Annotated in this window: 19 protein-coding genes and 1 pseudogene; 11 read left to right on the forward strand and 9 right to left on the reverse strand. The window is 52.7% G+C overall.

Going from position 1 to position 23,889, the window contains the following annotated elements; genetic code table 11:
- Positions 1–320 precede the first annotated feature (320 nt).
- Together AADB16_RS13790 and AADB16_RS13795 are read left to right on the forward strand one after the other, a co-directional pair.
- A complete protein-coding gene (locus AADB16_RS13790) occupies positions 321–563 on the forward strand; it encodes a hypothetical protein (protein ID WP_410804056.1) in 243 nt (80 codons plus the stop codon).
- A 4-nt stretch (positions 564–567) separates the two neighbouring features.
- Positions 568–711, forward strand: a complete 144-nt coding sequence (locus AADB16_RS13795) for a hypothetical protein (protein ID WP_410804058.1) — start codon at positions 568–570, stop codon at positions 709–711.
- A 57-nt stretch (positions 712–768) separates the two neighbouring features.
- Here the strand turns inward: AADB16_RS13795 and AADB16_RS13800 are convergent, their stop codons facing one another.
- The 5 genes from AADB16_RS13800 to AADB16_RS13820 all read right to left on the reverse strand — a co-directional run bounded on the left by AADB16_RS13800 (position 769) and on the right by AADB16_RS13820 (position 6,295).
- Positions 769–1,149: a hypothetical protein gene (locus AADB16_RS13800; RefSeq protein ID WP_410804060.1), complete on the reverse strand. Its 381-nt coding sequence runs from the start codon at positions 1,147–1,149 to the stop codon at positions 769–771.
- On the reverse strand, positions 1,146–1,763 hold the full coding sequence (locus AADB16_RS13805) for an antitoxin Xre/MbcA/ParS toxin-binding domain-containing protein (RefSeq protein ID WP_410804062.1): 618 nt from the start codon (positions 1,761–1,763) through the stop codon (positions 1,146–1,148). The genes AADB16_RS13800 and AADB16_RS13805 overlap by 4 nt, the downstream gene beginning before the upstream one ends.
- A 377-nt stretch (positions 1,764–2,140) precedes the next feature.
- A complete protein-coding gene (locus AADB16_RS13810; RefSeq protein WP_410804063.1) occupies positions 2,141–2,872 on the reverse strand; it encodes a hypothetical protein in 732 nt (243 codons plus the stop codon).
- Entirely contained in the window at positions 2,869–5,163 is a 2,295-nt protein-coding gene (locus tag AADB16_RS13815) for a Mov34/MPN/PAD-1 family protein (protein WP_410804575.1), read from the reverse strand. The genes AADB16_RS13810 and AADB16_RS13815 overlap by 4 nt, the downstream gene beginning before the upstream one ends.
- Positions 5,156–6,295 (reverse strand): metallohydrolase, encoded by a 1,140-nt coding sequence (locus AADB16_RS13820; protein WP_410804065.1) that lies wholly within the window; start codon positions 6,293–6,295, stop codon positions 5,156–5,158. Before AADB16_RS13820 ends, AADB16_RS13815 begins: the two co-directional genes overlap by 8 nt.
- Before the next feature lie 954 nt (positions 6,296–7,249).
- On the opposite strand from AADB16_RS13820, the gene AADB16_RS13825 reads away from it, so the two are divergent.
- Genes AADB16_RS13825 through AADB16_RS13840 form a run of 4 tightly spaced genes read left to right on the forward strand, consistent with a single transcriptional unit; the run spans position 7,250 to position 13,901 of the window.
- On the forward strand, positions 7,250–8,686 hold the full coding sequence (locus AADB16_RS13825) for a DUF3375 domain-containing protein (protein WP_410804067.1): 1,437 nt from the start codon (positions 7,250–7,252) through the stop codon (positions 8,684–8,686).
- Between the two features lie 42 nt (positions 8,687–8,728).
- Complete coding sequence (locus AADB16_RS13830) at positions 8,729–9,361, forward strand: DUF4194 domain-containing protein (protein ID WP_410804069.1); 633 nt, start codon at positions 8,729–8,731, stop codon at positions 9,359–9,361.
- The gene (locus AADB16_RS13835) at positions 9,361–12,735 is read left to right on the forward strand and encodes an ATP-binding protein (protein ID WP_410804071.1); all 3,375 of its coding nucleotides are present in this window, start codon (positions 9,361–9,363) and stop codon (positions 12,733–12,735) included. Before AADB16_RS13830 ends, AADB16_RS13835 begins: the two co-directional genes overlap by 1 nt.
- Positions 12,732–13,901: a DUF3322 domain-containing protein gene (locus AADB16_RS13840; protein WP_410804072.1), complete on the forward strand. Its 1,170-nt coding sequence runs from the start codon at positions 12,732–12,734 to the stop codon at positions 13,899–13,901. Before AADB16_RS13835 ends, AADB16_RS13840 begins: the two co-directional genes overlap by 4 nt.
- A gap of 141 nt (positions 13,902–14,042) precedes the next feature.
- Here the strand turns inward: AADB16_RS13840 and AADB16_RS13845 are convergent, their stop codons facing one another.
- Positions 14,043–14,834, reverse strand: coding sequence for a substrate-binding periplasmic protein (locus AADB16_RS13845; protein WP_410804074.1), 792 nt, complete (start codon positions 14,832–14,834; stop codon positions 14,043–14,045).
- A 354-nt stretch (positions 14,835–15,188) separates the two neighbouring features.
- Positions 15,189–16,520 (reverse strand): IS200/IS605 family accessory protein TnpB-related protein, encoded by a 1,332-nt coding sequence (locus tag AADB16_RS13850; protein WP_410804076.1) that lies wholly within the window; start codon positions 16,518–16,520, stop codon positions 15,189–15,191.
- Between the two features lie 29 nt (positions 16,521–16,549).
- Between AADB16_RS13850 and tnpA the strand changes: the two genes are divergently transcribed.
- The gene (gene tnpA, locus AADB16_RS13855; RefSeq protein WP_410804078.1) at positions 16,550–16,969 is read left to right on the forward strand and encodes an IS200/IS605 family transposase; all 420 of its coding nucleotides are present in this window, start codon (positions 16,550–16,552) and stop codon (positions 16,967–16,969) included.
- 745 nt (positions 16,970–17,714) lie between these two features.
- Here tnpA and AADB16_RS13860 read toward each other — a convergent pair.
- The gene (locus AADB16_RS13860) at positions 17,715–19,556 is read right to left on the reverse strand and encodes a metallophosphoesterase family protein (protein ID WP_410804079.1); all 1,842 of its coding nucleotides are present in this window, start codon (positions 19,554–19,556) and stop codon (positions 17,715–17,717) included.
- A gap of 543 nt (positions 19,557–20,099) precedes the next feature.
- Between AADB16_RS13860 and AADB16_RS13865 the strand changes: the two genes are divergently transcribed.
- The 4 genes from AADB16_RS13865 (at position 20,100) to AADB16_RS13880 (ending at position 22,695) form a co-directional block, all read left to right on the forward strand.
- A complete protein-coding gene (locus AADB16_RS13865) occupies positions 20,100–20,330 on the forward strand; it encodes a hypothetical protein (RefSeq protein WP_410804081.1) in 231 nt (76 codons plus the stop codon).
- A 152-nt stretch (positions 20,331–20,482) separates the two neighbouring features.
- Positions 20,483–21,088, forward strand: coding sequence for a hypothetical protein (locus AADB16_RS13870; RefSeq protein ID WP_410804083.1), 606 nt, complete (start codon positions 20,483–20,485; stop codon positions 21,086–21,088).
- Positions 21,054–21,293: an HAD hydrolase-like protein gene (locus AADB16_RS13875; protein WP_410804085.1), complete on the forward strand. Its 240-nt coding sequence runs from the start codon at positions 21,054–21,056 to the stop codon at positions 21,291–21,293. The genes AADB16_RS13870 and AADB16_RS13875 overlap by 35 nt, the downstream gene beginning before the upstream one ends.
- Before the next feature lie 454 nt (positions 21,294–21,747).
- Positions 21,748–22,695 carry a porin gene (locus tag AADB16_RS13880; protein ID WP_410804087.1) on the forward strand — a complete coding sequence of 316 codons (948 nt, stop codon included), beginning with the start codon at positions 21,748–21,750 and terminating at the stop codon, positions 22,693–22,695.
- A gap of 318 nt (positions 22,696–23,013) precedes the next feature.
- Here AADB16_RS13880 and AADB16_RS13885 read toward each other — a convergent pair.
- Positions 23,014–23,862 (reverse strand): annotated as a pseudogene (locus AADB16_RS13885) (IS1182 family transposase); the annotation flags it as partial.
- Positions 23,863–23,889 lie beyond the last annotated feature (27 nt).

Genomic DNA, 23,889 nt, shown 5'->3' on the forward strand with positions numbered 1-23,889 from the left:
TGGATCGCGGGCAGGCTCTCCATGATCGGTGGATGCAGATTCCCGACAACACCAACATGCTCATTACTCACGGCCCGCCAAAAGGTATTGGGGATGAGGCGTCCCTGGGGATTTCGGTGTCAAAATGTAAGATGCGTGGATTTGCTGCGCCGCATTCAACAGTTACAGATGAAAGCTCATATTTTTGGCCACGTTCATGAAGGCTATGGAGCGTAAACTCTGGGAAAGACCCGGCTTATTAATGCCAGTAAATGAACCGTTCGATATGAACCAACGAACCCGGCGATTGTTTTGGATATCTGAACCGGAGGACACTATTTATGACCGTTGAGGAATTGATCAAGCACCTGAATCGCCTGCCTGCTGATACACGGGTGCTCGTTGAGGGCTATGAAAATGGCTATGACGATATTGTTGGGCTGCAGAATCTGGAAGTTTTTCAATACAAAACGGCACAGGAATGGGACGGTGAATACAAGACGACCGGTGTGCAGTCTGGTTTTCGGGATAAAGAGACCTTTCCAGTAGTAGTAATTCAGGGTCGCCGCGGACATTTGAGGTGAAATGATGAGTATGGCAGCAGGTACGCTCACGGCAATGGCGATAGGCATTACCGGTGGTGCGCTCTTAACTACATGGTGCCTGTGGTCTCGGTACCAGGAAATAAAAGAAATGCGATACGATAACCAGCAGCAGGATGAGGAGAAGTGACCAGCCGGGTTATTCTCTTCGTTCCGTTCACACTCAGCGGCCGTCTCTACCAGCTAGCTATCTGACCAGTCCTTTAATACTGCGATTAACGGCCTCAAGAACTGCTTCAGAAGGATTTTGAAGTAAGTAATCCCGGATAGAGAGATGCGGAAATTCGGGGAACAGATTTGTGGAACGCTGAAACCACTCAAACGCCATCTGTTTATTTCCGTCAGGAGTAATCTCTACCAGCCCTCTGTAAACCCCAAGCAGCAATCCAAGTCGTTGGGCCACCCTCGTTGGCACCGGCTCTTTCCCAGTAAGCCAGGCGTCTAAGGCGAACTCAGATTCCGCTCCTGAAAGGCGCGCAAGTTCTCGCTCATTCACGCCAAAGTCTTGGCGGTGCTCCAGAAACCATCGCAAAGCCGCAACGCCGTGTTCGTTCGTCAGCTCCGTCAAGAAAACGACCCCCGCTCAATTTTCGCTAGCGCCTGAGATATCCAACAGCGACCCTCATAGGTATCGACCAACTTGAAAGGCTCAACACCTCCCAAGGCTGCTACGGGAAGGTGCAACCAGCGCATGGCTTGCGCATTGGACTCCCATACAGACTCACATAATCGTAACAGCCGGACAATATCCAGGATGATCTCCGATGTTCGTGAATCCAAATGCTGTTTGTTGAAAAGAGACTTCACCTTCTCTGGGGATACCTGCAGAGCCGAGGCAAACAGGTCAACATTGCTGCTAGCATCGACGGCACTTGCCAGCCAGGCTCCGGGAATACCGCCCCTCACGGCTTCGACAAAAGCTTTTGGATCATCGAAAAGCTCCACTGGTATCACACCAAGCACCAGAGGCGTTTCCATAAAATCGTCACCGGCGCGCTTTACAGTGTCAAAAGACTCATCCCAAACGGGGTCGGTTGGACGGTCATAGTGTTTAACCGATCCTTTAAGCCTTTCCAGCGGATCAAGCTCGTGCGGGAGCGGTTCAGCTAACTCATCTGCATGAGCATTGGCGGGGTTCAGGCCAGCAAGAAGCTCCTCTTCCGTCATGCGTTTTTTGCTCATACCGCTCTCCAACTTTATCTGAGTAGTTCAAACAGGTTACGGCTGCTTTCCTCTTACCACAATATCACCGCAAACCAAACTACCAGTTCCTAAAAGCATCCTTTCGATAAACCTTGCCATCATTCGACCAATAATGACCCAACGCCTCTTTACGATAATGGGTACCATCACTGCCTTAATTAATGCCGGGCAAAGTGGTTTCAGCTCCAACTCGCTCAGATGACATAACGATCGGAAAAAAATGAGCTACATAACCGCACTATCTGCTTGGTGAAAGGCGTGGAAGGCCCCTTTTGCTTCGATTTAGAAAAGCTTTGACTTGGCAGCGGATACTTCGTCATGGTCATACACTGGAGTAACGTGTTTACATTATCGCGCTAGAGTGAATCGCATGCTGAAAGTAGCTGCTTGGCATAGGCTTCTGCTGCCATGCGCACCCAGCGTTTCGTTGCACTTAACACGATCACCATATGAACGCCCACAACTGCTAACGCAATGAGTGTCGCCATGCTTATCTGTGCGAAGGATGCTTGGATATTCTGATTAAATGAAGTGAGCCAAACGGTGGCCACAATCAGTGCCATATCGACTAGCAATGCGATAGGCCGCAAGGCCCAAAAATTCCTGCGAAAACCGTAATTCATGTTTTCTTCGAATATGAGCTTGGATTCGTCTTTGCCCCGTGTCGCTCTCAAAAGCCAATCGTTTGCTGATTCGTAAATGCTGTCGGCTGTGGAAGGATCACTTGATTCCTCGTCGGCTCCGGGTAATTCTAGGTTCGGAACATTTGCAGATAGAAAAGTGTGATAGCGCTCCTTGGTGATTTTATTAAGCCGGGTATCCCGATGGCGCAGCATGGATACAGATGGCATGCCGTCCCAAGATTGAAAAAGCTTTGGCTCCAACCGTTTTCCAAGGCCGCGTCCAACTTGGGTGAGCCAGGTCGCGCCACCAAAATATGCTGCAATGCCAAGCAATGTTGCAGCTTTTGATTCCACTCCGGGAAAGACAATTAGTGCGACTAGCCCGACTGGCAAGAGTGCGAGTAGTGCGGGCTGTAATCGTGCGCGGCGGTTATAAGGATCTGTGACCAGTCCGGCAAGATTCATATCGAGCCCTCATCGTCAGTAACCCGATCTGCGAGGACTGCACGGTACTCCTCCTTTGTATGTACCAATAAGACAGAGGGCGCAAGACGCGCCAACCCCATAGCCTTTGCTGTCTGGTTGTCGAGTTTTGACGGCCCGCTTGGCGTGAGGTGGCTGTGCCATGTGCCAAGGCTATACAACGTGGCGTTCATAGTTTTGGCATACTCCTCAAGAGTACGATTAAGCCCCTTTACACCGAGTACAAATTCGTTCCGCGAGCGGCGACTGTCTTCGGGTGCAGGGAGTACATCGACCACGTAAAAAGTCCGTGTAACCTCGTCCTGTCGTCCGAGGAGCACGCCTCCCGTTTCAACATCGGTCCAGTGGGCCACTTCCCGCTCTATTTTTTCGTGAGCGCGAGCGCTTAAACGAATCGTCCAGCCTGTTTCGTTTTCCGTCGTGATGATGTGAACCGGTGCAACGGGGGCATGTTCCCAGTTAACTCCCATTCCGATATCCGAGAGTCTACCAATCAGGAGTTCACCCTGCGCCGGCAATCCGCTCTGTTGGCGGGATAGCAAATACTCGGACATGCCCGCCGCATACATCGAAATCCTCCCGTCAGAGACCTGCATAGTCGCTGAGCCACACCCCTCGCCCACGATGACACGAGGAAGCTCCATGTCGTCTCCATCAGGGTAAAGCCGTAACCTTATCTCCTCATCGACATTAGCGAGAGCATACAGTTCTGTGAGAATGTCTCCGATGTCAGGGTTACGATTAATACCCTCAGCTGCTATGACACCCAGGTGGCCATTTCCATATAGCAAAACTTCGATTACTCGATGCTGCAGCGTTTGTATGCACAGTGCAGCGCGAGCGCGCAGTGACGCGGTTGTATTGATGATTGCCCATGTATTCTTGTGCCACGCTCGTTTTGAAAGCGCACGTGTGTGGAGCACATCGACGACATCCTCTGTGACTGCGTTTGATTGTTGCGATAATCCGGCAAGAGCTTCCCTTAGCTGCCTTGCTTTCATCTCCATCGACAGGATTTGCAAGTCGCCGGTATAAGGGATCATCGCATGACGGGCCGCATTGTGCGGTGACATCATTGCCGAGTCTATGATCACGTCGGGACCTCGGCCAGCCCTGCCCATATGTAGACCTACTTTCGATCCGAGACTGCCTGCACCGATCAATGTCCAGGCAGGAGGGCTGTCCTCAGGGGGTAACCCCGACAGCCTCGTGAGCAGTTCTGGCGTAATTTGATCACGGTGTGCTGACGGTCTTACCGGCGTTTTTTCGCCTTGAGGAAAGGCCTCTTTTGCGTGGAAGTCCAGCGTATAGCAGCACAGTTCAATGTTACTGGTGGATCCGATTATATTGAATGGACGGCGCGCGCATAGGATAATTCCTAATGGGGATGACTCGGCTGCCTCGTAGTTCTTAACGCATTGTGCCAGCCTGTTGAGGCCACCGTTAAGTTCCTTCAGGCACCCAAATTCGCGGGCCTTTTTCTTGAGCCCTCTGAGATCATCGACATTCTCCGGTACGTAGACATCACAAATAATGGGGTTACCAGAGGGCTGCTTACCTGGCCATACGATCAATGCGAGACTTTCCCCGCGCTGATGTTGATCGTTACCAGTCATCCCAGTGATGGCGCTTTTTAAGGATCTCTCATTCAGAGGGTACTGATCATTGAACACTTGACCGTGAAACCAATGTTCTTTGCGCCGAAAATAGCCCATACGATTGAACTGGAATCCGCCACTGCGATCTACGTTCTTCCGGAGGGCATAGGCATCAGCGACTAAAAACTCATTGAAAACATCTCGCCTAACCGGCTCCCAACCTTGGCCTGGGTCGATGAGCCCCCCTTCGGCAGCGTGTTCGAGCCATGAAACTGTCTGGTTCAGTATTCCTGCAATACCGTGTTGCTGCATGAACTCCGGCAGTTTGCCATCCTGTATGCAAGGCACCGGTCGTTTATCGAGTGTGAGCCAAGGCTGGATATGGGCAAGGTCGCGGCGAAAATCAGCGCGCAATGAAACCTCTGGCGGGTCTATCGGAAAAAGAGGTGGGAAATCCAGACGGATAGGCTCATAGCGATGAACTCCTGACGGGCTTACCCCACCAGCCCGCCATGCGTTGGGCATAGGCACTTCAATCAGCAGCTCAAGCTGTATGCAGTTGCCTTGTATGGCAGGGGCATTCACCTGCTCCACCTGCGGGTGAGACGCTACGACTGCACGTGCGCGGGAAACAGCCTTGACCAGTTCGGGGCACCTTTGGTCCGGATTAACCATGGCCAACCGGTTGACTCCCAATTACACCAGCTCCCACGATGGTGGCGGCCGCAAGAACTTTGGCGCGAAGCTTTGGCCCGTTACCTCCGATCTCTACTTCCAGCGTCTTGGGTGAACTATCCCCCACGCACTCGAATGCTCCGTTGCAATCGCCGGCTATCTCTTCGTATTCACGCTTTGCGCGAATGCACGGAGGATCGTTCCTATCGTCCAATACCGGTTTGCTACTGGCGATCAGTGTCGCACCGGGATTGGCCTGACTCAGAGCATTGCGAGCCTCCCAACAGACCCTCGCACTTTCGCCGTTATCACTCCAGCTGTCATAGGACAAGCTGCGCCAGGAGCAGTGATGGGGCGTGAGCAAAACGTCATAGGTGAGCACATCAGGGTTATCAGCATGACGTAACCAGAGCTTTTCCCATATCGCGACCTCGGCGTCACCACCGGTTAGATAGAGGCATTTTCCTGGCTCACCATCTCCAGCCAACGAAAACTGGAGAATTGTGCTTGATTTGTTTTTAGAGAGTTTCTCCTCTTTGTCATTGACAGGTAGTGGCGCCAGTAACCGGGAGTTGAAACTGGCGTCTTCGGCCCCGTTGACCCGGCTGAAGGTTTCGTCAATTTTCACGAGAATGCCTGTAAGGTCGTCCGTTTTGCCGTTCTCGTCTTCGCCGAGAATGAGAATACGTTCTCCGTTCGCTGCAATCTTTGCTTTACGATAATGCTCAACGCGCCGTCGTGCTTCGCGATTCCAAGCCTTCGCATCTTCACACAGTGCGTGGTTTCGGCTGGCACGACGAAAGACGATTGGAGAGGACCACATTTCGCAGATCAGGATTTTGTCGTCATCCTCGACCCATTCATTCGGAGGGCCGAGGTGAAAGTGATTGACTAACCCCCGACAGTGGTCTTGATCGGGGTGACTGAGAAGGAATGTGTCAACGTAAAGCCGCCCCTGCTCATCACGAGGCAATATCTTCCGAAGCTGGGCCGAGACATCTGGATTTTCTCCATCGGGATCATCGGCATCGGAGCGGATATTTATGTCGATAAGAATGAAACGACCAGATTCCAGTTCGATCAAAGTCATGTCGCCATTATCTACCGGGAAAAACCTCATAACAGCCGTCATTAGAACCTACCTCATCCCGAGTTCCGGATTGTAACCAAAACCAAAAAACACTATATATTGCGTCAAACTGCCAAGTCAAACACCAAATACGAGGTTTTTTTCGCAAAATATCGACTTGCTTCGTTGGTAGCAATTAATCCATATGACTATTTTCGCTTATCTCTTCCATCGCTCTGGCAGCCCTCATCGATAAAACGCACAAAAACTGCTCGTTTGCTCCCATCTGTCGTTTATACAACCGGGCAAGCCACGACAGAACATCTATGTCGACCAGAACAATCGCACCGCTCGTCAGGTTTCTGACTAAGAATAAGTCGCTCGATACTCGCCGGCTGATTCGCGCTTCCGTCAATGTCTAGTTCGATTCGTTTCAAAGCCGCCGCACAAAATTGCCCTACTCATAGCATCTGTCCGACTTCTACCCTTTCTGCCCCGTGTTTTCCTGAACACAGGATGCGTCGGTGCAAACATTGGACGGGTCGCTTTTTCTCGAGCTTTCTGGCGTTTTTCCAAGTTGACCTGCCGAACCATTTCCTCCTTCCTGAGTTGATCTCGCACCAGCGCAATAACTGTTCTAGGCGATCTCGACTTACTGACTAATCGAGCGAACTGCTCGGCAGAGGAAGCATTGCCTTGTTGCACTCTTCGCCCAATAGCAACTAGTCGCGCCAACTCGGCAGAGCAGGCCTGAGTAGATACCACATGCATAAATCACCTCCAGCGTTCTTATTTGTTAGCAGACAACATTTCGTTATTCGTTTTGTTGCTAAAGATTATGAGCCGGGAAAGTGGCAGACACTTGGATTAAAAGTGATGAAATGTGTCAATCCTTTTGGTGCGCATTTCAAAATTTTTACGGGGGGATGAGCGAGCAGCAATATTCTCAACGCATCTTTAACCTACCAGGCACATGCCATATGATTGGGGTTTAAGTTCTTCTGCAAGGAATGCTCATTGGACTATGATGCCCTCAGCCAGTTGCGCCGCCTTCATCCTACATGGCGGCTTTTACTGGCGGATCACGCCCCGTTAATTATCAGCTTCCTCAACCTGGTATTTATTCAGCCCAATGAACGCTCGATTGCCGAGTCGCAGCTGCAGTCTCGCTTGGAAGACCTGCTTTTTCAGCTTCGGGCCAACCACGGCGAGGATTCATTTCCCCGCAGCGCAAGGGATTACCTCAACGACTGGGCAGATAACGACAAGGGTTGGCTGCGTAAGTTCTACCCACAGAATAGTGATGAAGCCCACTTTGACCTGACCCCCGCCACTGAAAAGGCCCTCGGCTGGCTGGAGAGTCTTAACCAGCGCCAGTTCGTCGGCACCGAGTCTCGCCTGAAAACGGTCTTCGACTTACTACAGCAGATGGTATCCGGTACCGAGACCGACAAGCAGGCCCGGCTGGATGACCTCCATGAGCGCAAAGCGGCAATTGAACGGGAAATCAGGCAGGTGGAAGCCGGCGATATCGCCATAATGGATGAAACCGCCCAGCGCGAGCGTTTCCAGCAACTTAATGGCACCGCGCGGGAACTGCTCTCGGATTTTCGTGAGGTCGAACAGAACTTCCGCCAGCTGGACCGCCAGGCACGGGAGCAGATTACTGCGTGGGAAGGCCGTAAAGGCGATCTGCTGGAACAGATTTTTGGCCAGCGCGATGCCATTTCGGACACGGATCAGGGGCGCACCTTCCGGGCCTTCTGGGATTTTCTGATGTCACCCTCCCGGCAGGAAGAGCTGTCCGAAGGGCTGGAGCGGGTTTTCGAGTTGGACGCCATCCAGGCCCTACAGCCGGACCCCCGGTTCAAACGCATCCATTTTGACTGGCTGGATGCAGGTGAGCAGACCCAGCGCACAGTCGCCCGCTTGTCGCAGCAACTGCGCCGTTTTCTGGATGACCAGGCCTACCTAGAAAACAAGCGCATCATGCAATTGATACAAAGCATTGAAACCCGTGCGCTGAACGTGCGTGATGAACAGCCCAGCGAAACGATCACGTCGATGGAATCCACCCAGGCCGGAATCAACCTGGCTATGGAGCGCCCGCTGTATTCGCCGCCGCTGAATCCGGTCATCGAGTCCCGGGTAGAAGCGGGAGACGAGTCGGGCGTGGATCCGGATGCCCTGTTCAATCAGGTACTGGTCGACCGAACCAGGCTGGAAGCCCACATCCGTGACGCACTGCGCGGCCAGTCGCAGGTCACACTCGCGGAGGTTATCCGGCGCCATCCATTACAGGTGGGACTTGCGGAGCTGATCACCTATCTCACCATGGCAGGCAATCAATCCACCGCCAGCTTTGACGAAAACCATCAGGACACGATTCAATGGATGGATGAGAATGGCAGCTACCGCCGCGCCCGTATTGCCCGCGTGATCTTCACCCGATAACCTGTTACCGGACAGCCCTTTTCAGTGGATACCGACCTAACCATGACCACAGCCGAAACCGAATACAGCAGCCAGGGGAAGGCACTCTCCCTGGCGGTGATCCGATTACTGAAAGGGGTAATCTATCAGGACGATGACCCCGGCCTGTGGCAGAAGATTATTAACCTGCAACCACGAATCCGGGATTACGTGGCGGTGATGGGGCTGACATTTCAGATTGACGAATCCGAAGGTTACGCCTGGCTCGCGACCCTTGAAGAAGACGAGGACACCACCCCCCTACCCCGGCTGATGAACCGCCGCCAGCTCTCCTACCCGGTCAGCCTGTTGATTGCCCTGTTACGCCGCAAGCTGGCCGAGGCAGACACTACCGGCGGTGAACTACGTCTTATCCTAGACCGGGAAGAGGTGATCAATCTGATGCGCACCTTCCTACCGCAAAGCTCCAACGAAGCCCGGCTGGTGGATCAGATCGACGGTTACCTCAACAAAGTCGCCGAGCTGGGTTTTATCCGCCGCTTGCGGGATCAGCGGGACAAAATCGAAGTGCGACGGATTATCAAGGCGTATGTGGATGCCCAGTGGCTGAACGAATTTGATCAACGCTTGCAGGATTACCTGAGACACATTACGCCCGATTACGACCAGCCCGGGATCAATGAGGACGCGGACTGATGCAGGAACAGTTGCTGGATTTTGTTGAAAACGACACCCGCGCCGGCTTCCGGCTTCAGGGCCTGGAGGTACTCAACTGGGGCACCTTTGACAACCGGATCTGGCGTTTGGAAGTGAACGGCGAAAACGGCCTACTGACCGGTGATATTGGTTCCGGCAAATCCACACTGGTGGACGCCATGACTACGCTGCTGATCCCCGCCCAGCGGATCGCCTACAACAAGGCCGCAGGCGCGTTAAACAAGGAACGTACACTACGCTCCTACGTGCAAGGCTATTACAAATCCGAACGCAGCGACACTGGCCACAATGCCAAACCCGTCGCCCTGCGTGACCACAACAGCTATTCCGTGCTCCTGGCGGTGTTCGGCAATGAAGGCTACGACCAGAAAGTGACTCTGGCGCAGGTGTTCTGGCACAAGGATAAACAGGGGCAACCGACTCGCTTCTATCTGGTAGCAGAAGATGCGCTGACCATCCGCGAACACCTCGCCAACTTTAACAACGACATCAAAACGCTACGCAAGCAATTGCGGGACACCCCGAACGTGCAGCTGTTTGATACCTTCAACCCCTATGAAGCCGCATTTCGTCGCCTGTTCGGTCTGGAAAATGATCAGGCACTGGAGTTGTTCCATCAGACTGTTTCCATGAAGTCTGTTGGCAATCTCACCGACTTCGTACGGGAGCACATGCTGGAAGCCTTTGATGTCCAACCGCGCATCGATGGATTGCTGAATCATTTTGATGATCTCAGCAGGGCCTATGAAGCCGTGCTCAAGGCCCGGGCCCAGGTCGAAGCGCTCACGCCCTTAGTCGCTGACTGCGGCCGTCATGAGCAAAGCGCAAAAAGGCGCGCTCTTTGGGAGCACTACAGAGAAACCCTGAAAGCCTACTTCGCCAGCCACCGCCGCCGCCTGCTTGAGCAACGTTTAATCAACCTTGAAGCAGAACATGATCGCCAGAGCCGCAACCTGGACAAGCAAGGCATTACATTGAGAGAACAGCGAGGCCGGCGGGATCAACTCAAAGGTGCAATTTCAAAACAAGGCGGGGACCGGTTGGAGCAGCTTGCCGTTGAAATCGACCGGCTCGACCAGGATCGCCAACGCACCCAGCAAAAAGCCAACGACTACGCCCGCCACGCAGCCAGCCTGGATCTGACGGAACGTCCGGATATCGACACCTTCTCACGCAACCTCACCATGCTGGGGACACGCAAAGACGAGCTGGAAAACCAGTCTGCTGAGCTGGAGAACAAACAGAACGAGCTGAGTTTCTCGCTGCGGGATTACCGGCAACAGCACGAAGAGCTTGGTAAAGAACTCGACTCCCTGCGCAAGCGCCGTTCCAATATCCATTCCCGGCAGATCAGTATCCGGGACTCTCTTTGTGATGCCCTAGGACTTGAGGCAGATGATCTGCCTTTCGCTGGCGAGCTGATCCAGGTACGGGAACAGGAAGCCGGCTGGGAAGGTGCCGCCGAACGGGTGCTTCACAACTTTGCCTTGTCCCTGCTGGTTTCGGACACCCATTACGCAGCAGTCGCGGACTGGGTGGAGAAAACCAATCTACGGGGCCGGCTGGTCTACTTCCGGGTGCGCCAGCAACACACCAGTGTGCCCCCGGGCCTGCACCCCGAATCACTGGTGCACAAACTGGACATACGGCCGGATTCCGAATTCTATGGCTGGCTGGAGCAGGAACTGGCGCGTCGTTTCGACTATGCCTGCTGCAAGGATATGAGCCAGTTTCGCCGGGAATCACGGGCGATCACCCCAACCGGGCAGATCAAGACCGGCGATCTGCGCCATGAAAAAGACGACCGGCACAACCTGAATGACCGTAGCCGGTTCGTGCTGGGCTGGAGTAACGAACAGAAAATCGCCACGTTGGAAAACCAACAGTCTGATCTGGAGACAACCATCCAACAACTCGGCGAACAATGGGCGCACATCGGTGAGGAGCGTAAGCAACTGACCGCACAGCGGGACGCCATCACCGCCTTGCTCCAGATTCAGGACTTCAGCGATATCGACTGGCAAACCCCGGCGCAGGCCATGGCATGGCTGCAGCAAGAAAAACAGGCGTTGGAGAGCGCCTCCAGCCAACTGCTGACCCTCACAAATCAACTTGAAGAACTGGAAGCGCGCATCCAGGACACTGAAGAGCAGGAGAAAAAACTCAACCGCGAATTGGGCAGCACGGAAGACAAACAGGAAAACGCCCGCAACCAGCTGATAGAAGCGCAGACATTGCTGTCCAATGAAGCTGACCTGAGCGACGAATTCACCGCGCTGGATCAGCTGCGACTTCAAGCCCTGGGCGAGCATCAACTCACGGTGGAGTCCTGCACCAATCGCGAGCAGGAGTTTCGGGAATGGCTGCAGAGCAAAATCGACAATGAAGCCAAGCGCCTGAGAAAGCTTGAGGAAAGAATTCTCACGGCCATGAACCAATACACTCACGCCTGGCCGCTGGACACCCAGGATGTGGATGCCAGTCTGGACGCAGCCCCGGAATACAGTGCCATGCTTGCCAACCTGCAGGCAGACGACCTGCCCCGCTTCGAGCAGCAGTTCAAGGCCCTGCTCAACGAAAACACCATCCGGGAGATCGCCACTTTTCATGGTCAACTAAGTAAAGAGCGCCAGCAGATTCGTGAGCGTATTGACCAGATTAACCGCTCCCTGATCGACATCGAATATAACCCCGGGCGCTACATCTTGCTGGAAGCGCAACCCAACACCGACGCAGACATCCGCGAGTTCCAGGAAAGCCTGAGAGCCTGCACGGAAGGCACCATGATGGGAATCGAGGGAGACCAGTATGCAGAACAGAAGTTTCTTCAGGTAAAGGCCATTATTGAACGCTTTCGTGGCCGTGAAGGCACCAGCGAACTGGACCAGCGCTGGACCCGTAAAGTGACCGACGTGCGTCAATGGTATGCGTTTGCCGCCTCTGAACGCTGGCGGGAAGACGGTAGCGAATACGAGCATTACACCGATTCCGGCGGCAAGTCCGGCGGGCAGAAGGAAAAACTTGCTTACACAGTTCTGGCCGCAAGCTTGGTATACCAGTTCGGGCTTGAGTGGGGCGAGGTGCGCTCCCGCAGCTTCCGCTTTGTGATGATTGACGAAGCCTTTGGCCGGGGTTCTGACGAATCCGCCCGTTTCGGGCTTGAGCTGTTCCAGCGGCTCAATCTGCAGCTACTGATCGTAACGCCGCTGCAAAAAATCCACATCATCGAACCCTACGTGTCCCACGTGGGATTTGTATACAACCCGGAAGGACGGGAATCCCTGTTGCGCAACCTGACTATTGAAGCCTACCGGCAGGAGCGCGCGGCAAGAGAGAGCATTCAGGTGCAATGAGCAATTCCAACTGGACGACACTGGCGGACATCCGCGAGCAGCTGGCGAAACGCTGGCGCAAAGGCGAATTGCTAAGGGCCACTCACCAGCCGGATACGCTCTTCCCCCTCCGCCTGCTCATTAAAAAGCCGGGGCCTGGCGAACTGGTAGACCAGTTTGATGCTGCAAGAAGCTGGATTAACCACTGGCAGACCGCAGCAAGCCAAGATCTAGAATTGGAATGGCAAACCGTCAATAACCGTCAGCTCGGCCGCAACTCGTTGCCGGTGGCTGTCGTGCTGCCCACCCTCGAGGCAGCGCTCAGGCAGATTGGTCAGCTAAACGCGACTCGTCAATACCAGTCGCTGACCGGTGAGATCAGCCACCAGTTTCCCGAACTCGCCGACTGGTGTCAGCTAAAGCCACTAGCAGTTCTGGCAAAGCAGCACGAGTGGAAAACATTACTGGCAATTCTGACGTGGATGGCGGCGAATCCCAGACCTGGCATCTATGTCCGCCAACTCGAAATCCCCGGCGTGCATACCAAGTTTATCGAGCGTAACCGAGGCCTGCTGAGTGAATTGCTCGACCGGGTTTTGCCAGAGCATGCCATTGATGCCAGCGCCAGTGGCGCCCGCCACTTCGAGCAGCGCTATGGCTTTCTACGCAGACCCGTGCGGTTGCGCCTGAGATTTCTGGACAAGGCTCAGGATATTAGCGGCTTACGGGACATTGAAATTCCGGTAGATAAGTTCCAGACGCTATCTTTGCCAGTCGATACGGTCTATATCGTGGAAAACGACGTCACCGCCCTGGCCTTTCCAGACACGCCCTCGTCAATTGTGATCTTCGGACAAGGCTATGGCATCGGCAAGCAACTTGCCAACGCAAGCTGGCTAAAGGAAAAGAACGTGATGTACTGGGGCGACATTGATACCCATGGTTTCCGGATTCTCAACCAGCTTCGCGACGCCATACCCAACAGCCGCTCACTGCTCATGGACGCTGCAACCCTCCGGGGTCATCAGCATTTATGGGGCATCGAACCGTCCCCTCATATAGGGGAGTTGCCGAACCTGACAGAACACGAGCAAGCGGTTTATCAGATGCTGAGTACACTTGAATCAGGAAAGAACCTGAGGCTGGAGCAGGAACAAATTTCGTTTGCGGCTTTGCAGGAGAAGTAGAGTTTTCCTAAGTCATACCAAAAAATTCTGCACGAAAACATCACGCACCTCTGACCGCCAAACCTTGTCCATCCTGAATACGCTGATAAAGGCATACACCATTTTCTCACGAGTTGAGATCTCCATGGAATCCGGTATGACTCACTCGCCGTCACATTCTGCGAACAGAGGCCGGCTCATATCCTCATCCGCTGAACCTTCAAAGGCTAGCCATTTCTCGACGATCGCATCAAACTCTCCGCTAGACCACAAAATACGAAGCCCCTTATCCAATCTTTGGCGGAGAAGTTCTCCACGGGGGTTTGTATGGCTAAAGAGCACATGGTAATAGCTGCGACTAAAGGGCTTGGGGTAAAATGTGAGCTCTTCCGCCTCCTCCGGCGCTATCCACTGTTTGATCATCGACATCCCGACCAACGGGTCCATCGGAAACAGATCAATACGCCCAGCCAGCAATTTCCGAAAGTTAGTCTCGTCTGATGCTGTCATTTCGGTGCTCACAATGCCTTGATCCGCAAGATTCTCAAACATTTGATTGTAGCTATAGTCCTGAGTTACACCCACGGACATCCCCTTCAAGTCTTCATACGACACCCAATCAAACTCCAAGGATCGCCGATGGAAAAACACATAGTGATACGGAAGAACTCCGAAAGAATAAAGAAAATCGTCTGACCGTTCCTCAACACACGACCAAGCAGCAGTACCGTCAAATTGATCTGACTTGGCCAACATCAAGGCACGGGACCATGGCAAAAACGTAAAGTGGGTACTAAGTCCTTGGGTTGCATAGGCCTTGGTGATTAGCTCGGCGAGCATCCCACCATTGTTAGCAGATTCATCGAAATACGGTGGCCAGTGTCCGGTGGCAAGCCGAACCTTACCCGAAGCTTGTATACAAAAGACAGGGAAGGCTGAAACGACGAAAAACACAAACACAACCACCCTTGGTAGACGGAGCAATAGATTAGTTCTCCCGCTCTGAGCAATCAGCGTTGAAATCGGTGACCATTAAAGATAGTCAAAACGGAGATTCTTCGCCACATGCAAAACCCAAAGCTTTTTTAACCTACGCCCTCACTCAAACAACAGATACCACTTGTGACCAAACTCTTTACTTTGATGCATCGCTCTGCCGGCAAAATCAGCTGTAGTTACAACAACATATCCGGGGCGAAATTCGATCAAAATTACGAGGGAGTCAGTAGGTGTCGCTTATCAAATTGAATAGATATTGAACCCTCCGACGACTCATTCAAAGAATTGAGTCGCGGAATCCGATCACTCTCACGCGACTTTGGCGGTTAGCCATAGCGTGGAGAGCGTCACCGGGGTTCCCGGTGTGCGGTCAGACTTTTGCTGGGCCGCACGGGCACCCGACTTGCATCGATTGCCCTGAAAGTAAACAAGTCCTCGGGCGGCGATATTGTAGGCCGCGTTAAGATCCGCATGGTAACGTTTACCGCTGACAAAGGTGCAAAGACTGTAGTTGACAGCATCTCGTTTGACCCGCCCCGAGCCGTCATAGGCTAAACTGGATGTGCCTCGAGCGTAGACCAGCGCTGAGCGCAGCCCAACTTCTTGCGCCTTACTCTGAATCCGATCCGCCAGCATTCGATGAAACCACCGGTGGAAGCGGGCTTTCATCGGGGAGCGTTTTCGACCGGCTTTCGGCCTCCAGCCTTTCAGGTTTTCCGCCACGACGGCTTGGCAGTCATGCCTCAGTGCTAGGTCAACCAGTTTCCGGCTGATCTGGTGAGCTTCGTTGTCTGCCAGCCGCTTTAGGCGCCGGTGGTCCTGGCTACAGAAGCCTGCCGGTAATCGGCTTCCATGCCGGGTGTGCTTCCGGGCGCTAGCTCGGATGCGCTGCATCAGTCGATACTCTCGATCTTTATCACTTCGCCGGAGAAATCCCCGGGCGTGGACAGCGCCTTGATCATCGACCACGGCCCAGGTGGCCGCTGTGTTGATACCCACATCCACGGCCAGCACGCGCTTTGGCGTCCTGACCGGTGTCACCGGCTCAAACTGCTCCGGCAATGATAATCCCCACTGCCTGCCGTTAAAGGTCAACATGGGTGACTTCGCTGTGCCTTTTCCGCGATATCGGAGTTCTCCAGACAATCGAAAGCTCATCCAGATCCAGTCCTTTCGGTACCGGACCTTGATAAAGGCCTGTGTGGTCTCGGCATTCAGCTTGATGCACTGGCCGCCATACAGACTCGGAAAGGTATTGGTGCTGGCGGTCAGCTTCGGCGGCCGAACATGCGGATACCGGCGCTGGCCATCCAGCCAATCACCGTACCGGCTCATGAATGACCGGACCTGGCCGACGGCATCCATGATGGCTACCCGTCGCAGATAGGAGGGGAATTTGTAGTAGCGGTTTTGAAAATACCGATATCGAACGACTGGCCGTTGTGATGTGGGATGAATAAGGCCCTCGATCACGGCCACCGCCTCATTGCCTTTGGCGGGGCCAACCGACGGCCAGTGCGTGAACGCCACCGTCATCAGATCCCGCACCAACCGACGATACATCGCCAGCGTTTCGGCCAGCACTTCTTGCTGGACTGGACTGTCGGCGTGTATTTTGAGTCGGTCTGAGCGTATAATCATGATTACATATTAAGTTAGGTGGGTCGCTCATGCAACCGAAGACAACCCTTAAAACCCGTAGTCATGCAGCTTTCCGGTTGAACTACCATCTCATACTGGTAATTAAATACCGACACAAAGTGATCACTATTGAGATGCTGGAAAGAATGCGTGATATTTTTGCGGATGTACTTGGGAAGTGGGGCTGTGATCTGGTCGAGTTTAACGGGAAGGATGATCACGTTCATTTGTTGATCGATACACATCCGGCGCTGGATTTGTCCCGATTGGTGGGAAACCTGAAGACGGTCAGCGCCCGGCACATTCGCAAGGAGTTTGCCGAACATTTGGAGCCGTATTTTTGGAAACCGTATTTTTGGTCACGCTCCTATTGCGTGAGCACCACTGGCGGTGCATCCCTTAAAACAGTAAAAGAATACGTGTTAAGTCAGGAGAAACCAGCCACCTAAACTAGCGACTCATTCAAAGAATTGAGTCGTTGAATGCGGCGGCTTTTTGTTCAACGGAAAACTAGGCGCTAATCAGACCTTCCGTAGCGAATATTACAGCGCAACCACATCCTGACTACTTATCAAGCCACCTCGTAAACAGGCCTTTCGACCAGCTGGCTCCACCATGTCGCCGACCTTCATCAAGAAAGGTTTTGGTGGCCTACTGACAACTGTATACTCTTACCAGTGGCGCGACGCCCATGCATTCCGCCCCCTGCTAGCATCAGGGGAATTTGATATGAAACTGATGCGCGTTGGCCACTAGGGAGCTGCATCCTAGGCAGTTTCTAACCTATTTTCGGTCATCGTGTTGCCTTGGTCTACCATTGCTAGTTTGAACCCTCCCCTCCGCCGGTCTGACGGGTAGGCGGCGCTATCGCTTACCGAGGCCAAGTCCTCACCCAAGCTATTCCGGAGCCCATTACCTACCACTCCGGGTACAACGATTGTGACGCTCGCTCAGAGGTAGCCGCTTCTCTGCCACCATGACGCTGATTACTATCTTTGCGCCCTAGATGCTGCTGGTAGCAACTCTTCCCTACTGGACCCATTCCGGGGGTTGGGTAGCCTGCAAGCTATAGGGCGGATACTTGCAGGCTTCCAACATCTCTGAAATTCGCTCTACTGTTTACCTACTTCTGAGTCTAAGGAGTACAACGATCCCAGAATAGGTGTTACTCAGTATGCATCCTACAAAGTCGATTCAATCTGCACCTATCAGTGCAAACTCCGCATCTTTGTTCATTAAAGCCCACCAGCGGCCTTCATGATTACGATCATAGCCAACTAATGGAGTTTCACTACAACTTTCACTCCTTACAGGAAGCTTTTGAAGATACTGACTAGAGTAGGCTCCTTCCACCAGGCACTGCCTATCTGCGAGAGGAGCCCAGTCGCCTTGAGCTGTTTTGACGGCCAGGTTCAGTCTTTCATAGTTTTTTCCTCTTGGCGCGTCAAACTGCACCACATAAGTATCGGAAACAGCCTGCTCAAGATCCCACCCCTTGGTAGCAGTTGGAGGCAGTGTCACGGGCGCTTTAGCAGTACCATCCGGTTGGCTGCCAGGTAGGCCGCTGTCGATCTCGATATCCTTCGGTGCACCGTAGGCACTGCTAAACGTGCCGGTTTGGCCCTGGGTGCCGCTGATGATCATCACCTCACTTTGTGTGCCTTCTTCCGCGGGAGCCCAGCTCATAGTAAGATGTTCTTTCAGGTCGATCGTCGTCTCGGGTATAACGACTTCGGAGATATCATCCATATTGGGGATCAAGCGGTTGTTACCGTTCAGGTTGGGCGTCCAGCGCTCGTGTACCTGAAACAGGAACTGATAACCGAGGCGGATCAGATCGTTCTGGCTCTCGGCGCGGCTGAACCCCTGTGTCCACCCCATACTGCGAGTTCTGCTCTCTACCCGGTTAAACGTGTTATTTACACCGTCCAGCAACTTGGCAACACTACCATCGGCTGCAAAACACTCGTTGGTTCGATAGCTTGGATTGAGCACCATGACCGGTCGGGTAGCATCCGGTATTGAGTTTGGATAAACCAGACGTTCACAGCGATCGGTGGTGCGGGTGAACCTATCGAGAAGCGTCCAGTTGGGGCTCTCCAGTTCTTTCGGGCCATCTTCATTGGACGTGATCGTGTGCTCGGCGAACCAACTAGCGTAGTCGATCCGCTGGCCTGTGAAGGTAAGCAGGCTAGCATTAGCATCGAATGTATCGGAGCCATTTTTCATGGTATTCATTTTCTGCTGGATAATGGCCTGCACCAACTCCCGCTCACCATAACGGAACTCGTAACCCTTGTAGGAAGCATTGCCTGAAATGATCTGGGTGTACTGGGGCAGACGATAATTCCGGTCATCCCTGGTCCAGGAGACGGCTTCAATGCCAACCGATGCCTCGATGACAGAGCGCTGGTACATGTGCTCGTGGCCTTGAACCCAAATGACATCATGCTTGGAAAAGAAATGGCGAATATCGTCCCACTGGTGCAGCAAGCGATCGTCGTTCTTGGTGCCTTCTACAATCATCTCGCGGGTTTCGCCGTACTTGGCGCCGATCAGACCGTCGTGACTTGCAATCACCACATGGTCAACCTTGTCGCTGTGCTGCTCCACGACGCCCTTGATCCACTGAAATGCCACCGGCAGGTGGTAGTAGCGAAGCGCAATGATCAGAACGTTGTCACGAACAACGTAGTAGTCCAGATACTCAGCTCCACTCATGTGGACGGCATCCTCGGGGATATAGTGCTTCATGTTTTCGATCCACTCGACAGTATAAGCATAACTATCTTCGTGGTTGCCCATCAGGGGCAGGAACTCGATGCCCTGGTCCCGGTATTTCTCCGCAACACTGGTCCATTGCTCGAATTCACGGGTAGTGCCTTGGTCAGTGAGATCGCCTACCGGGATTACTATATCCACCCCCTCACTCGCCAGCTTGGCCAGTACCGCTTCCATCGGGTGCACCGACACATTGTCGCCGCCGCCCTGAGTATCAGGCAACAGCCCTATCTTAAGTGGAGAAATTGTTGCCATTGGCGGTTCATCATCAGCGGTATCCGAATGTGACACTCCCGAAGATGAATCGTTACAGCCAGCCACTGCAAGCGCAAATAGAAACAGCAAAAAGTACCGCATCCTTATCCCCATCCAGCTATTTTATAGTGAGATCAACTCGGGAGCGTGACAGAGATTTGTGACAAATCGATTTCAGGGCCGTTAAGAGAGAATGACGATCCCGTGACTTGCTCCCAGCAGTTGCAAATAGTGGAAACGCCGCCTTACCTATCTATATCAAACTTGCTGAAAAATATCAGGTAGCGGATTATCATAAACGAGAAGGCGCAGCCCCAATATCAGCCAGCTGACGACACCTGCCATGAGCAGTCCAGAATGCCCCCTCCACTCCGATTTTTGCTTATACGCCAGTAGCCCCCTCTGTTTACGCTGAAGCCTAGCCCAACTGTTCGCGGCTAAATCCAACCCCGCCCAAATTGACGCTATGCGCGGCGGAGGCCCCTGGTTGTTGGTTTCAACACCGAATCCAGCCCAATAGCCGTTGCATGCGGCGACTTACGCATGTTCAGCCTCGTATCTTCCTACAAGTTCGATAACTCAGCCTTTGGCGCTGTCTACAAGGGTTATACCCCCGGCATTATCACCAAGATGCTTAACGAAGCAATTGAAGAGATCAATGAGAATCAGCTGGGAGAAGTGCGAGCAACAGAAACCTCCCGAAGCCCCTGCCGACGCATTATGGGATCATTCGGCGTTCTGCGGGGAAACCAACATTCGCGAATTCACCATTAACTGTATTGGTAGGTGCCGGTGGCTTAAGCCTAGAACCAGGTAACGAAGGTGCTTTTCATTATACTGGCGACGGTGGTCGATGCCGATTGGATATTTAAAGAATTTCGGCAGACCTTGTTTTAAAACTTCACTATCGCCAGCAGGAATAGCATATGAAACCTTCACCGCACTGGGCATTTGAGGCATATCAGCGCATTCGCTTTCGGCTTCCAGAGCTGGTTTCAGAAACTGTCACACCACAACAAGTGCCATCTCTGGAGGCTATTAGCGATCGTTTCGATGGCTTTATTTTCGATGCCTTCGGTGTGCTCAATGCGGGCAACAATGCCTTACCTACAGCAGTCGCGCGGTTCCACGATCTGCAGTCGATGGGCAAGCACTGTTTAGTACTTTCCAATGCCGCCTCGGCTCCCCAAAAGGAGCTGGTGCGGAAATACCGCAACCTCGGCTTTCCAATTACACCAGACCAGCTAATTTCCAGTCGCATGCTGATGAGCGATGCGCTGGCATCCGAACCAGAACGAACATGGGCCATTATGGCGCCTACATCGGCGCACACCGACCAACTGCCCTGCCGCGGCTTTATCATTGGCGATCTAAAGGCAAAAGCCAATCGAGAAAGACTCGATAACGCCGATGCCATAGTGATGTTAAACGCTCGGGGATGGACCAGAGAGCTGCAGCAATGCTTGGTCGACAGCCTTCACCACCGGCCTCGACACGGTGTTTTTCGGAAAACCCTTCAGCAATGCCTTTGACGCAGCCAAGAGCAAGCTGTCTTCAATACCAACTTCCAGATTGCTGATGGTGGGGGACACCTTGCACACAGATATTCTCGGGGGGCGCAACGCTGGCATAAGCACGATGCTCGTAACCGCCCATGGTGCGCTCAAAGGTCTGGATGTGAATGCCTGCATCGCGGCACCGGAGATAATTCCAGATTTTATTGCCCCGGAAATTTGAGACACGTTTTCCTCCCCCTCCGAGCATGAGTCACCCCTGAAACAAGCACCAACATGCCCTTATCCCTAAATCTTCCCTGCGATTCCTAGCACCGATTCTCCCTTGATTGCATATCGACCGAGTGATGTGTGATCAAGCCTTGAGCCACCGAAACGTCATTAATATGTAACTGCTTTGAAATAAGTGCTTTGTAAGCTTGGGCTACAAAGCTTGAGGCAGCTATCAGGTTGGCTGCCACAGAGAACCCTACTAGCAAGAAAATTTGCCAGTATCGTTTTCACGAAGGCTTTGGGTTCATGTTGAGTTTTGCGAGAGAAAACATTTATACCGGGGCTTTGCCCCGGTTTTTTTCTACCCAGCCCCTAGCGTCTGCTGTGCTCAGGACGTGTAGGAAATCTGGATTAGTTCCAGCAATTATTGTTCATCAAACTAATAGATCGTGGAGTTAAGATAAATGAAAAAGCTATTTTTGGCTGTTGCTGTATCCACTATGGCCGCGGGATCTGTTAATGCAGCTACCATCTACGACAAAGACGGATTTGTTTACAAACTGAACGGTGACTTTCAGGTTCAGCTGCGAAAGAAAACTGGCAACGACACCAGTGAATATGTCGATTTTGATGATCTGGAGCTGAAAAACTACGTTAGTTACGACCTTAACGACGATATGAAGGCTTTCGGGCGTTTGGATTTTGATCTCAAGGATCATGCTAATGGCAAAGACGTAAACAAACCGATCGAGGAGGCGTACCTCGGTATTCAGTATGGCGTCACCTCTTTCTCCTTCGGTAAACAAAACTTCGCCTCAGACGAGTTCGGTGTCGAAGAAGCTTATGAAGTACCCCTAGAGGACGATCAGTTTGCAGCCGTAGGCACCGATGGTGACGACACACTCCGTGTTAATATCAAGCTAGACAACGTCTACATCGCGGCGAGCTATGAGTTGGAAGCTAAAGACAAAACGGGCAGTACTGCTATTACAGGTGAGTTCATTGACTTGTTTGTCTCCACCGAATTTACAGGTCTTACGTTGGCAGCGGCGTACCAGCAGCACTCTCCTCTTGTGGGCGAGTCCCTGGATACTTGGGGGCTGAGCGCTGGCTATGATTTTGGTGTTTTCGGGCTTGGGGCAGATTACAGTGTTACAGATGATGGCAACACAAATAAAGATACAACCCTGTACAACGTAGCTGCCACCGTTGATGTGACAAGCACCACGGGAGTAGCCATTGGCATGCAGAATCAGGAAACAGATGGAAGCGACGATGTTACGGCCTGGTATGCCAACGTTACCTATAAATTCCCAACGCAGAAAAATGTCAGCGTCTTCGCAGAAGTTGCTGATACCGACAAGGACAATGCTGACATGGGTTTTCTTGCAGGTATGCGCGTGAAATTCTAAGCCATTGCCTTATAATTTGAGAGCATCATTTAGTGCGACTTGCTCCAGATATAGTTAAAAAACCGGACTCTGTCCGGTTTTTTAACTATATTTCTCCCGAATACAGGATTTCTCTAATCGGATGACAGAGCAACCGTCACACAACTGAGTCACCCCGCCGCATTTATTCGCTATTTTTCCAAAAGAAATATAACGACCTTTAGAAAAACCTTCACAGAGCCTGGTCCACAGCCGCTTTGTTGTTTTTACATTACTTGCGATCAACTGGCGAAATTCGTTATTTTCCCTGTAACACTGGAGCATTAGCTATATTATCCAGTGGCCGTATATCTCTTTGTCTTGCTGGCTATCTACCCGATGTTTCATCCAGTCCGTGTAGTTTGGGAGTCGTTTGCTTTCGATGGTGAACGACACCTGCCTGCCAGGCCCATTTCGGTGATTTGCTGACGCTAGATTCTGAATGCACTTCTGCTTCTTCGGACAGTGGCGGTAATGAAGCATCCGACCCTCGAAGTGCCCCCCGATCTTGCCATTCTCAGCTGCCCTTCGGCCCCGGTAGGTCAGAGTTTCACCAGTCGGGCAAATACAGCTAAGGTTTACGGGATCGAACTGGAACTCTCTGGCTGCATGGGTGTCTTTCCACCCCTTATCCGAGAGATTCTGATGCTGCTTACCGTATTTGTCTTTCAGCTCCGCGAATTTCGGGTCGCGGCTGCGGAAGCGGTTGTCGGGGATGTCGTCGTTGATCTCGCTATCGTGCAGGTACTGCATGTTGGCTTCGTTGGCGAAGCCAGTATCAGCGGTGACAACCGCGCCGGCTTGGTAGATGTGGTCAGCAATGCCCAGCTTTTTATAGCACTGCTGAACCGTGTCCAATGCGGGCGTTAAGGTGTGGTGTACTTGCCCTTAGCTGAAGACCCGGGCATCGATGATGACCTGCTGTTTCTTGTTCACCATGGCAACGCGCTTATAGCCCAGGATTGTCCCCTTGCTGGTGGCCATCTTGCGGCTTTCGTTACCGGTGACATTGCTCTTCACTTCCTTGCATCGTTTCCCCTGACCCATCCTTGGACTGCTCGTCTTTAGTAAACGATCTACTTTGGAGATCGCTTCATCCAGCGACAGAATGGTGTTGGCGCAGCGAATGTCCCGATCCAATTCCGCCTCAACCGGGGACAGGTTAACCGATAAAAG

The sequence above is a fragment of the Marinobacter sp. KMM 10035 genome (genome assembly GCF_046537445.1).
GTDB classification, from domain to species: Bacteria; Pseudomonadota; Gammaproteobacteria; order Pseudomonadales; family Oleiphilaceae; genus Marinobacter; species Marinobacter sediminicola.